Origin of the sequence: Clostridium sp. LIBA-8841 (assembly GCF_034439435.1) — a bacterium.
Classification (GTDB): Bacteria; Bacillota; Clostridia; order Clostridiales; family Clostridiaceae; genus Sarcina.
Genome location: NZ_JAPCKJ010000002.1, coordinates 96,464 through 109,392, shown reverse-complemented (window position 1 = coordinate 109,392; position 12,929 = coordinate 96,464). Strand labels below are relative to the sequence as shown.

8 protein-coding genes are annotated in these 12,929 nt (G+C 28.1%); 7 read left to right on the top strand and 1 reads right to left on the bottom strand.

Going from position 1 to position 12,929, the window contains the following annotated elements; all coding sequences use genetic code 11:
* Positions 1-241: 241 nt before the first annotated feature.
* Positions 242-1,675: an ABC transporter substrate-binding protein gene (locus OIF33_RS06175; protein ID WP_322503350.1), complete on the bottom strand. Its 1,434-nt coding sequence runs from the start codon at positions 1,673-1,675 to the stop codon at positions 242-244.
* Positions 1,676-2,513: 838 nt separating this feature from the next.
* Here OIF33_RS06175 and OIF33_RS06170 point away from each other — a divergent pair.
* From OIF33_RS06170 to miaA, 7 genes are all read left to right on the top strand, one after another.
* On the top strand, positions 2,514-2,846 hold the full coding sequence (locus OIF33_RS06170; protein WP_322503349.1) for a hypothetical protein: 333 nt from the start codon (positions 2,514-2,516) through the stop codon (positions 2,844-2,846).
* Positions 2,847-3,054: 208 nt separating this feature from the next.
* The gene (locus tag OIF33_RS06165) at positions 3,055-3,471 is read left to right on the top strand and encodes a hypothetical protein (protein ID WP_322503348.1); all 417 of its coding nucleotides are present in this window, start codon (positions 3,055-3,057) and stop codon (positions 3,469-3,471) included.
* A 314-nt stretch (positions 3,472-3,785) separates the two neighbouring features.
* On the top strand, positions 3,786-6,020 hold the full coding sequence (gene pflB / locus OIF33_RS06160) for a formate C-acetyltransferase (RefSeq protein ID WP_322503347.1): 2,235 nt from the start codon (positions 3,786-3,788) through the stop codon (positions 6,018-6,020).
* Between the two features lie 286 nt (positions 6,021-6,306).
* On the top strand, positions 6,307-7,014 hold the full coding sequence (gene pflA / locus OIF33_RS06155; protein WP_322503346.1) for a pyruvate formate-lyase-activating protein: 708 nt from the start codon (positions 6,307-6,309) through the stop codon (positions 7,012-7,014).
* A gap of 132 nt (positions 7,015-7,146) precedes the next feature.
* The gene (gene mutS / locus OIF33_RS06150; protein ID WP_322503345.1) at positions 7,147-9,879 is read left to right on the top strand and encodes a DNA mismatch repair protein MutS; all 2,733 of its coding nucleotides are present in this window, start codon (positions 7,147-7,149) and stop codon (positions 9,877-9,879) included.
* A gap of 26 nt (positions 9,880-9,905) precedes the next feature.
* Entirely contained in the window at positions 9,906-11,960 is a 2,055-nt protein-coding gene (gene mutL / locus OIF33_RS06145; RefSeq protein WP_322503344.1) for a DNA mismatch repair endonuclease MutL, read from the top strand.
* A 17-nt stretch (positions 11,961-11,977) separates the two neighbouring features.
* Complete coding sequence (gene miaA, locus OIF33_RS06140) at positions 11,978-12,910, top strand: tRNA (adenosine(37)-N6)-dimethylallyltransferase MiaA (protein ID WP_322503343.1); 933 nt, start codon at positions 11,978-11,980, stop codon at positions 12,908-12,910.
* Positions 12,911-12,929: the final 19 nt, after the last annotated feature.

Sequence of the window (12,929 nt, the reverse complement as noted above, 5' to 3'; positions counted from 1 at the left end):
AATAAATAATATTGATGAAAACCCAATAAATGAAGAAATTTATTAAGTGTATTAAAGCACTTCTTGTTAGTTTTTTGCTAATTAATAGGAGGTGCTTTTTATTATGGCTAGAGTGTTAAAAAAGAATAAAAATATTACTCCTTTCAAAGTAAACAGAATAGAATTTCTGCTAAAATCTGATTTGAAAGGAGTAATTCATTTTCTAATAAGTAACGTAAAATAAATATTTAAAGTTTTTACACTAATTATTATTTTCTTTCCATTGATTTAATTGTTTTTGTATTTCATCCTTAACTTCATTTATACCTGAATCATTTAATTTTTTGTTTAAATCATCTAATCCAACTTCAGGATCTATAGAACCAGTATATAAAGCTCTTTCAAATTCTTGTAAAACATTGTTTATAGCAGAAATTTGATTTGAAACTTTTTCAGTATTAAATTTAAATCCTAATATTGGAGAAACTTTAGCTGAATTATTGAATTTTTCAAAAGCATCCCATTTATCTATAGGATCATTTTCTAAAACATAAGTATCAAATAAGTTTCCATATGCCCAACTAACAGCATCATATTTCTTATTATCAAATTTCTTTATTTGTTTATCATTAATTTTTTCATAGTGAGTTCCTTCTATTCCAAACATTAATAAATTTCTTAGTTTTGGATCAGTATTTACTAATGTCAATAACTCCATTGCTTTCTTAGGGTGTTCAGAATTAGCTGAAATAGCAGTCATAGCACCAGTTGTTGAGTTGTTTGTAACATATGGAGGGATTATTGATGAAGTTACAACTTCTCTACCTAAAGATTTTCCCCATCCATTTTCAGCATATGGTTGTCCATCAGCTTTCCAAACAAATCTCTTCACTTCTGGTTTCATGTTGTTTACAGCAGCATCTTGATTTATGTATCCATCTTTATAATATTCTCTTAATTTAAATAACATATCTTTCATTTCTTGTGATTCATATTTATTTGTCACAGTTAAACTTTTATCATTATAGAATATACCTAAAGGATTTACTATATCATCAAATTCCAATGGAATAGAATCTCCTTGAGTATAAAATGGAATGAAATCTGGTTCCTTTTCTTTTATTAGCTTTAACCAAGGTTCCAAATCGTTTACAGAGTGTATATCTTGATATGGAATATTATATTTTTCAACGAGTTCTTTATCAAATACCCACATTGGAGCTAATGCTATTTCTTTTTGGTTTGGAACAGCATATATTTTGCCATCTATTTCTGCACCTTTCCATAAATCTTTATTTATTTCTTTTTTTAATGGTGCTCCTTCTGTATCTAACAAATCATTTAATTCAAGAAAAGCTCCTTTTCTAGCATTCTCCAAATAAGGGAAGGCCCAAGAGCATGTAAATGCTAAGTCATATGGTTCTCCTGAATTTGCAATAACATTCATTTTTTTACTATAGTCACCAAAAGGTATATGCTTTATGTCTACCGTAGCATTTATTTTTTCCTTTAAGTACTTATTTACTTCTTTTTCTACAAGTTCATTATCAGCAGGATCATCCCCTATAACATACCAAGTTAAATTAACAGGTTCTTTACTATCCTTTTCTGTGCCATTTCCACAACCTGTAAGTACTAAAGATGAACATACAAGACCGCTTAAAATTAATGATAAGACTTTTTTTCTTTTTATCATATTGTCCCCCTCCTAAATATATTCTTTTTTGAAAACGTTTATACAAAGATTTTACTATTTACATTATTTAATATCAATGATTTCGACTTAATATTTGAATAAAAAAAGAAAGCTTTATGTAATTTGTTAATAATTTATATAATTTGTACATATATTTAACGACTAATTTTTATTTGTATTATATATAAGCGATGTCATCAGAATATGATAGATATATTGTAAAACTTTAATTGTTAGTACTATTTAGTGCTATAATATAGAAAAGATTAAGAAAGAAGATGGGGATAATGTGGTTACATCCAGGAGCATCAACATTAGTGTTACTTATAGTTTTTTTAGGATTTATTCCATCAGCATTTACATTATATTTTCTAAATAAATCTAAGTTTAAATTATTAATAAAATGGATATTTAATATTTAAACTAAGAATATATATAGAATAATTTCTATATATATTCTTCTTTTTGTATTTATATAATCTTATTGACTAATATTAAATTTAATATTGTCATTTTCTAGTTTTTTATCTTCAAATAAAGGCTTATTTAGACTATTTATTACATTTGCTACCATAGAATCACTTTTAGTTGAAACAGAAATAGAACATCCTGCAATATTTAATAATGGACTAATTAAAATTACTAAAGTAATAATTTTTTTTATTTGTTTCCTCTCTTAATATGTAATGTGTATATTAGTATTATTTTAAAATATTTCTTAGAAAAGAAATATTTATTCTGTTGATATTATGATACATTATTGTCATATTTTGTTTAAAATGAATATTACTAGATGTTATAATGTTTTATATAGAGTTATCATATGGGAGGAAATAAAATGGGGTTGTTTAGCAAAAATAAAGAGCGAGAAGGGTATAAGTCAATTGATTCATATTTAGAAGAAAATAATTTAAAAGAAAATATTAAGTCTGTTACAAATGTTAATATATTTTTTATGGATGGAGAAGAAGAAGACTTTTATTTAGAAGATGGCATGCTTTTAAAATTTAGAAACTTTATAGAAAACCCTGAAAAAGATTTTATACTATTAAAATATTATTCATCATTATCAGGAAATAGTTTTGATTTCGAAGAAATGACTTTAATGAGACATGGAATATGTAGATTTATAATTGACAAAGAAAAAGAAAATATAATTGTAGAAGATTAATAAAGATTTGGTTTATACTACTGAAAGTAATTTCTATTAAAATATATACGAAGTTAAAAAAATTATAAATAAACTGTTTATAATAATGATATATTTCAATAATTTTATTATATATTAATCAAAGTTTTAATATATGATACATGTCATAGATTAAATTTTTTTTAATTGATATTATCGATTAAAAGAGATATTTAATGAGGTGATAAACATGGATTTAGATTATGCTAAAAAATCAAATAGTAATAGCATTAGTCATGAAGTTGAAGAAATTTTAAATAATTATGATTTTACAGATAAAGAAATTAAAGTGCGTAAAGAGGAATTAAGAAAAGAAATCAATAAATTAAACAACTTAGATCTTTGGGAGTTAGAAGAGTTCAAATTAGAAGATACTTATATAGGTTCTTTTGAAGTCGCATGTCAAGAAGTTGCAAATACAATTATTGATTATTTAAGAGATGAAAAAGCAACTATGAGTCTAGTTGCAGAGGGATTTATATATCCTGTTACAATAAAAGAAAATAATTTTATAAGTAGAAGATTAAAATTAAATAATGAAGAAACTGAAAATTATGATGATATTACAATATTTACAGTTCCATATAGACATTTTAGAAAAATATAACTAATAAAAGATGAAGATGCTCTTTAAAGTATCTTCATCTTTTATTAGTTATAAATGTTTTCAACAGTAAAAATATGTTGTTTTTGCTTTTTAATTATTAAGTATATGAAAATTTTAAATATTTAATATTTATATTTTCATAAAAATAACTTATAATTTAGTTGATTAGTTTATAATTCAATTTAAATATTAATAATTTAATAAGTATTTTTTGGAAAAGTATTGAAATTGATTATCAAGTACTTTACAATTCATTTAAAATATGTTAGTTTTAAATTGATAAAGATTTTCAATTAGGAAAGAGGGGATATCATATGTTCAAACAATGGGAAGGTTTTAGAGAAGGAGTATGGCAAAACGAAATAGATGTTAGAAACTTCATCCAAAAGAACTATACTGCATATGAAGGGGACAAGAGTTTCTTAGCAGGAACAACTGAAAGAACTGATGCTGTTTTAGAAAAAGCTCAAAAATTAATAATAGAAGAAATCGAAAAGGGTATTATAGATGTTGCTACAGATAGAGTATCTGGAATAGATAAATACGAGCCTGGATACCTAGACAAAGACAACGAAGTTATCGTTGGTTTCCAAACAGACGCACCACTTAAAAGAATTGTAAATCCTTTCGGTGGAATGAGAATGGTTGAAAGTTCTTTAAAAGAATATGGATATGAATTAGACAGTAATATAAGAGATCATTTCAATGACTATAGAAAAACTCATAATCAAGGTGTATTTGATGCATATTCAGCTGAAACAAGAGCTGCAAGATCTGCAGGTCTTTTAACTGGTCTTCCAGATGCTTATGGTAGAGGAAGAATCATAGGTGACTACAGAAGAATTGCTCTTTATGGTATAGATTATTTAATAGAAGAAAAGAAAAAAGATTATGCTAATATATCATTTGAAAGCGAAGGTTCAGTAGAAGAGTACATTCAATTAAGAGAGAATGTTTCAGAGCAAATCAGAGCTTTAGGTGAAATAAAATCAATGGCTGCAAAATACGGTTTTGATATATCTAAACCAGCTTCAAACGCTAAAGAAGCAGTTCAATTCTTATACTTTGGATACTTAGCTGCAGTTAAAGAAAATAACGGGGCTGCAATGTCTTTAGGAAGAACTTCTACTTTCTTAGATATCTTTATAGAAAGAGATCTTCAAGCAGGAACTTTAACTGAGTTAGAAGCTCAAGAATTAATAGATCAATTCATAATCAAATTAAGATTAGTTAGACACTTAAGAACTCCTGAGTATAATGATTTATTCGCTGGAGATCCAACTTGGGTAACAGAAGGTATTGGCGGTATGGGGATTAATGGTAAGCCATTAGTAACTAAAAACTCATTTAGATATCTTCAAACTTTAATTAACTTAGGACCTGCTCCAGAGCCAAATATGACTGTTTTATGGTCAGATAGATTACCAGAAGGATTCAAAAAGTTCTGTGCTGAGGTATCAATTAAAACTGACTCAATCCAATATGAAAATGATGAGTTAATGAGACCTATGTACGGAGATGATTACTCAATAGCTTGTTGTGTATCAGCAATGCAAATTGGTAAGCAAATGCAATTCTTCGGAGCTAGAACTAACTTAGCTAAAGCTTTACTTTACACTATAAACGGTGGAATTGATGAGAAATCAGGAAAAGTTGTAATCAAAGGTTTAGAGCCAATAACTGATGAGGTTTTAGATTACGATAAATTAAGAGCTAACTATGATAAAGTTTTAGAGTATGTTGCTGAGCTTTATGTAGATACAATGAACGTTATCCACTACATGCATGATAAATATGCTTATGAAGCTGGACAAATGGCTTTACATGATACTCATGTAGGAAGATTAATGGCATTCGGTATAGCTGGTTTATCAGTTGTAGCTGACTCATTAAGCGCTGTTAAATTTGCTAAAGTTAAGCCAATAAGAGAAAATGGAATAGCTGTAGACTTCGAAATCGAAGGTGACTTCCCTAAATACGGAAATGATGATGATAGAGTTGACGATTTAGCTGTAGAGATAGTTAAGAAGTTCTCAGATGAGCTAAAAAAACATCCACTATACAGAGGTGCTAAGCACACATTATCAATATTAACAATAACTTCAAACGTAGTTTATGGTAAGAAAACAGGTTCAACTCCAGACGGAAGAAAAGCTGGTGAAGCATTTGCTCCAGGAGCTAACCCAATGCACGGAAGAGATAATAGTGGAGCTTTAGCTAGCTTAAACTCTGTTGCTAAGATTCCTTATTGTGAAGTTTGTGAGGATGGAGTATCAAATACATTCTCAATAGTTCCAGATGCTTTAGGTAAGGATGAAAATAGCAGAATAGATAACTTAGCTGCTATTATGGATGGTTACTTTAAGCAAGGTGCTCATCACTTAAATGTTAATGTATTTAATAGAGAAACTTTAATGGACGCTATGGAACATCCAGAAAAGTATCCAACATTAACAATCAGAGTATCAGGTTACGCTGTTAACTTCAATAGATTAACTAGAAATCAACAATTAGAGGTTATAAGCAGAACATTCCACGATTCTCTATAATCTTATATAATAAGAGTGTATAAGGTTGTTTAAAAATCTATAAATATATTCTGAAAATTACTAGATTTCACTAAGAATTTATAGTTATTACTCCGAATATATTTCTAAAGCTTCGAAACTTGCTTCGCTTCGAACAGTCTCAGCTTCTTAACGAAATATATTCTACGTAATAACTTAAATTCTAAAGTTCATCTAGATATTTTCTTCATTATATTTATAAGATTTAATTAAGCAAACACTTTATACACTCTTTTTTTAAATGTTCATTATGAGGAGGGACAGCATTATGGTAAAAGGAAGAATTCATTCATTAGAAACTATGGGATTAGTAGATGGGCCTGGTATAAGATTTGTAGCATTTATGCAAGGATGTGGCATAAGATGTGCTTATTGTCATAATCCAGATACTTGGTGTAAAGATGGAGGTACTGAATATACTCCAGAAGAACTTGTAAATAAGATTAAACGCTTTAAAACTTATTTTAATGCATCAGGCGGTGGAGTAACTTTTTCAGGTGGTGAGCCTCTTCTTCAACCAGAATTTTTACTAGAATGTTTGAAACTATGTAAGGCAGAAGGAATACATACTACAATAGATACCGCTGGCGTTGGATTAGAAGATTATGAAGAAATACTAAAGTATGTTGATCTTATATTATTTGATGTAAAGGAAACAGATCCTGAAAAATATAAGAGCTTAGTAGGTGTTTCTATAGATAGATCTTTAGAATTTTTAAAAGTTGCTCAGTCAATGAATAAGAAAATGTGGATAAGACATGTTGTAGTTCCTGGATATACAGATAATAAAGACGATTTAATGAGAATAAAGAATTTTATAGATGGTCTTCATAATATAGAGAAGGTAGAACTTTTACCTTATCATGTTTTAGGTGTAAATAAATATAAAGGACTTAATATTCCATATAGATTAGAGGGAGTTCAGCCTCTAGATAAAAATTGGTTAAAAGAACTTGAAAAAGAAATATTTAATTAATATAATTATTTAGATAAAAACTAAAGTCTAATTTTAGGCTTTAGTTTTTTCTTACATAAAAAATATGTTAGAATAATTAGTATGACATAATAGAAAAACACATAAATTTTAAGGTTTAATGGAGGTAATAAAATGGCGTTGACTCCAATGATGAGACAATATTTTGAAATAAAAGAAAATTATAAGGATTGTATTCTATTCTTCAGGCTTGGAGATTTCTACGAGATGTTCTTCGAGGATGCAGAAACTGCTGCTAGAGAATTAGAATTAGTTCTTACTGGTAGAGATTGTGGTTTAGAAAAAAGAGCTCCTATGTGTGGGATACCATTTCATGCATCTAATTCATATATAGGAAGATTAGTATCAAAAGGATATAAGGTTGCTATTTGTGAACAGGTTGAAGATCCTAAAGTTGCTAAAGGAATAGTTAAGAGAGATGTTATAAAGGTTATAACACCAGGAACATATACAGATTCTTCTTTTGTTGAGGAAACAAAAAACAACTATATAATGACTATATACGCGGATTTAGATAGAAATAGATGTTCTCTAGCTATAACTGATATTTCAACTGGAGATTTCTTATCTACAGAAGGTGAATTAGAAAAGGGAGTTATTTTAGACGAGATATCTAAGTTTAATCCTAAGGAAATAATTCTTTTAGATTCTTTAGACCCTGAACTTATAAGAGAAATAACATTAACTACGCCTGCCTTAATAAGCAGAAAATCTAGTGAGTATTTTGAAGAAAACTTTGAAGAAATATTAAAGAATCAATTTGGTAATAAATCAGACTCACTAAGCTTAATGGTAAAGAAATCAAGTAATGCTTTAGTTAAGTATATACTAGATACTCAAAAAATAAGTTTAACCAATATAAACGATATAGAGGTATATAGCTTAGTTGATTTTATGACTATAGATTTAAGTTCTAGAAGAAATTTAGAGCTTACAGAAAATTTAAGAGAGAAAAGTAAAAAGGGGTCTCTTCTTTGGGTATTAGATAAAACAGAAACTTCTATGGGAAGTAGAATGCTTAGAAGATGGATTGAAGAACCTCTTGTTAATAAAGAAAAGATAACTTTAAGATTAAATGCTGTAGAAGAATTATTTAATGATCTTTCTTTAAATGACTCTCTTAAGGAAGCTTTACATGATATTTATGATATAGAAAGAATATTAGGTAAAATTTCAAATAAAAATGCAAATGCTAAAGATTTAATAGCATTAAAAACATCAATAGGAAAAATTCCTAATGTAAAAAGAATTATAGAGAATTGTAATTCAAATCTTCTAAAAAATTATCATAATAACTTAGATGATCTAAGAGACATTTATGAACTTTTAGAAAAATCTATAAAAGAGGATCCTTCTTTAACATTAAAGGATGGAGATTTAATAAAAGATGGCTTTAACAGCGAGATAGATGAATTAAGACTTGCTAAAACTAACGGTAAGGATTGGATATCTAGCTTAGAAAATAGAGAAAGAGAGTTCACTGGAATAAAATCCTTAAAGGTAGGATTTAATAAAGTCTTTGGATATTATATAGAAATATCTAAAGCTAATTATAGTTCTATACCTGAAGGAAGATATATAAGAAAACAAACTCTAGCTAATGCTGAAAGATTCATAACTCCAGAGCTTAAAGAGATAGAAGAAAAACTTTTAGGAGCTAGTGAAAAACTTTGCTCTCTAGAATATGATATTTTCTTAGATATAAGAAATGAAGTTGAAGAGCATATAGATAGATTAAAAACTACTGCTAAAATAATTGCAGAGTTAGATTGTGTAAGTAACTTAGCTTTTATAGCTTTAGAAAATGATTTTATAAAGCCAGAAATCAACGAAAATGGCGAAACTCAAATAGAGAATGGAAGACACCCTGTTGTTGAAAAGGTAATACCTAAAGGAGAATTTATTCCTAATGACACTATTATAAACAAAGATGATAATCAACTTCTTATAATAACAGGACCTAATATGGCTGGTAAATCAACATATATGAGACAGGTTGCTATTATAACTTTAATGTGCCAAATAGGTTCCTTTGTACCAGCTAATAAGGCTAATATAAGTATAGTTGATAAAATCTTTACTAGAATAGGAGCTTCTGACGACTTAGCAGGTGGTAAAAGTACATTTATGGTTGAGATGTGGGAAGTTTCAAATATTCTTAAAAATGCTACAGAAAACAGCTTAGTTCTTTTAGATGAGGTTGGAAGAGGTACTAGTACTTATGATGGATTAAGTATAGCTTGGTCTGTTATAGAGTATATATGCAAAAATAAAAATTTAAGATGTAAAACTCTTTTTGCTACTCACTATCATGAATTAACTAAGTTAGAAGGAGAAATTCACGGAGTTAAAAACTATTCAGTAGCTGTTAAGGAAGTTGATAACAACATTATCTTCTTAAGAAAGATAATAGAAGGTGGAGCAGATCAATCTTATGGTATTGAGGTTGCTAAACTTGCTGGTATTCCAGATGAAGTAATAAACAGAGCAAAGGAAATCCTAGAAACTCTTGAAATGGAATCTTCAAAGGATAATTTAGAGGTAGCTCTTAAAGAAGTAAGTACTTCAAAAGAGGAAGTTAAGGAAGCTGCCGTTACAACTTCTTGTGAAGTTAAAGAAACAGTACTAGAAGAAGAAAAAATTGAAATTAAAGAAGAAGTTATTTCAAAATCTTCAAGTGCTAAAACACTAAAAAAAGATGATGATCAAATACAATTAGACTTTTCTGCAATAGGAAAAGATAATTTAATAAAAGAACTTTCAGAAGTTGATATTTTATCTTTAAATCCTATGGATGCTATGAATAAGCTATATGCTCTAGTTAAGGAAGCTAAGAATTTAGTTTAGCTTAAAGGAAGGAGCTGTGAGAGATTTTGAATAGAATAAATATTTTAAATACAGATACAGCAAATAAAATAGCAGCAGGAGAGGTTGTTGAAAGACCCTCTTCTGTTGTAAAAGAACTTGTAGAAAACTCCTTAGATGCAGGAGCAAAAAACATAACTATTGAGATTCAAAATGGCGGCGAATCTCTCATAAAAATAATAGATGATGGGGCTGGAGTTCATCCAGAAGATGTTGAAAAAGCTTTTAATCCTCATGCCACAAGTAAAATTAAGGATACTTACGATATATTTAGCATAAATACTCTTGGATTTAGGGGAGAAGCTTTACCTAGTATAGCTTCTATATCTAAAGTAAACTTTAAAAGTAAAATAGAAGATTGTGCTGTGGGTAAGGAGCTAATAATTAGTGGCGGAGAAAAAGAATCTTTAATAGATTGTTCTATGAATAAAGGGACACAAATAGAAGTTAAAGATTTATTTTTTAATGTTCCTGCTAGAAAGAAATTCTTAAAGACAACAGCAAGAGAAAGTGCCATAATAAATGATTTGGTAAATAGAATTTCCTTAGCCAATCCAGATGTATCATTTAAATTATTTAATAACAACAAAAAGGTTTTAAATACTTATGGTAATGGAAAGTTAATAGATGTTATAAGAACCATATATGGTAAGAGTACTTCAGAAAATTTAATATACTTTGAAGAGCATAAGGATACAGCCTCTGTTTATGGCTTTATAGGTAATGACACTTTAGCTAGAGCTTCTAGAAACAATCAAAGTCTTTTTGTTAATAAAAGATATGTTAAAAATAGAAGCTTAACAGTGGCTGTAGAAAATGCCTTTAGATCATTTAACGTAACTGGAAAATTCCCTTTCTTTGTTTTATTTATAGATACTTATCCAGAACTTATAGATGTTAATATACATCCAACAAAATCTGAAATTAAATTTAAAGATGAGCGTTTCATATTTAAAACCGTCTTTGATGCTGTTCACTCAGCCATGAGAGAATATGTTAAGGATACCTTTACTCTTCCTGAGGAAGAAGAAAGAAAGTTTGAGACTTTAAAAGAAGAGGTTATTCAAGAAAGTTTAGATAAAGAAATAAGTACTTTGGAAAGATTAAAGGAAAATGTGGTTTATAAAGCTAATGAGGAAAGAAGAATAGAAGAATTATCTTCTTACAAAACTTCAAATAATGAAGTCAATAAAACTGAAATTGAAATTCCAGTGGATTTTTCTTTTAAACAAGAAAAAGAAGAAGTTTTAAATAAGCATTTAGAAGATAAGGATGCTTTATCTTCTATAAGTAAAAAAGATTTTTCTTATGAACCAATACTTATTAAAAATGAAATTAGGGATAAGATAAGTGAAAATCATATTACTTCAACTAATCCCTCTGTATCACAAAATGAAACAAAAGAAAGTTTAGAATATTCTAATGAAATTGATAAATATGATAAAGATAATAAGGAAAAAGAAATAGTTTATAGAGAAGCTAAATTTCCTAGATTAAAAGTTATAGGTCAATTTAATAAAACCTATATATTAGCTGAATATGATTCTATTTTATATCTAATAGACCAGCATGCAGCTCATGAAAAAATTCTTTTTGAGAAATATTCTACAGATATATCTAAAAAGAAAGTTGAAATTCAACCTCTAATGGTTCCTTTAGTAATAACCTTACCTACTGAGGATTATCTTTATTACGATGAAAATAAAGAGATTTTTGAAAAGGCTGGATTTAAAATAAGTGATTTTGGTGATAATTCTATAAGAATTGAAGAAGTTCCATACTTTTTAGATAGATTAAACCCAACAGAGTTAATAACATCAATGATAAATAATTTAAAGAAAATGGGTAGTGGAGAAACTGTAGAGGTTAAATATAATAAGATAGCATCTATGTCATGTAGAGCAGCTGTTAAAGCTAATGATATTTTATCTTTATTAGAAATGGAAAACTTAATAGAGGATTTAAGATATATAAAGGATCCTTTCCATTGTCCACATGGGCGTCCAACTATAATTAAATTTACTAGTTATGAATTAGATAAGAAATTTAAAAGAATAACTTAAGGAGAGAGACAATTTAAATGAATAATGATTTACTTATTATTGCTGGGCCAACAGCCGTAGGAAAAAGTGACCTTTCAGTAGATCTAGCAAAGAAGTTAAATGGTGAAATAATCTCTGTTGACTCTATGCAAATCTATAAGTACATGGATATAGGCTCAGCTAAAATATCTAAAGAAGAAATGGGAGGAATTCCTCATTATCTAATAGATTTTGTTGATCCTAGTAAGGAGTTTAGCGTAGCTGAATTTAAAGAATTGGCTACAGAGAAAATCAAAGATATTCAAAATAGAGAAAAACTTCCTATATTAGTAGGAGGAACAGGTCTTTATATAAATTCAATCATATGCAATATGAATTTTGCTGAAAGTGATAAGGATGAAGAATATAGAGAAGAACTTGAAAAAATAGCTGATGAGCATGGTAATGAATATCTGCATGAAATGCTTAAAGATATTGATTTAGAAAGTTATAATTCTATACATTTTAACAATAGAAAAAGAGTTATTAGAGCTTTAGAAACTTATAAGTTAACTGGGAAACCTTTTTCATCTTTTAAAGCTAAGAATAGTATTTACGAAACTCCATATAATATATATTATTATGTACTTAATATGGATAGAACAAAGCTTTATGATAGAATAAACAAAAGAGTTGATATAATGTTTGAAAAAGGTCTTTTAGAAGAGGTTAAAACTCTTAAAGATATGGGGCTTACTGATGATATGCAATCTATGAAAGGCATAGGGTATAAGGAAGTTTTATATTATCTTGATGGAAAAATATCTTTAGAGACGTGTATAGAGATGATTAAGCAAGGTAGCAGAAATTATGCTAAACGTCAACTTACATGGTTTAGAAAGGATCCTAGGGCTATATTTATAGATAAGGATATCTTTGATTCAGAAGAAGAGATTTCTAATAAAATTATTAATGACATAATAAAAGCTTAGGTTTATAATTAAGTTAGAT

Excerpts from the sequence above, each read along its gene's own strand:
- OIF33_RS06175 (WP_322503350.1), bottom strand. The coding sequence starts at position 1,675 with ATGATAAAAAGAAAAAAAGTCTTATCATTAATTTTAAGCGGTCTTGTA.
- OIF33_RS06170 (WP_322503349.1), top strand. The coding sequence starts at position 2,514 with ATGGGGTTGTTTAGCAAAAATAAAGAGCGAGAAGGGTATAAGTCAATT.
- OIF33_RS06165 (WP_322503348.1), top strand. The coding sequence starts at position 3,055 with ATGGATTTAGATTATGCTAAAAAATCAAATAGTAATAGCATTAGTCAT.
- pflB (WP_322503347.1), top strand. The coding sequence starts at position 3,786 with ATGTTCAAACAATGGGAAGGTTTTAGAGAAGGAGTATGGCAAAACGAA.
- pflA (WP_322503346.1), top strand. The coding sequence starts at position 6,307 with ATGGTAAAAGGAAGAATTCATTCATTAGAAACTATGGGATTAGTAGAT.
- mutS (WP_322503345.1), top strand. The coding sequence starts at position 7,147 with ATGGCGTTGACTCCAATGATGAGACAATATTTTGAAATAAAAGAAAAT.
- miaA (WP_322503343.1), top strand. The coding sequence starts at position 11,978 with ATGAATAATGATTTACTTATTATTGCTGGGCCAACAGCCGTAGGAAAA.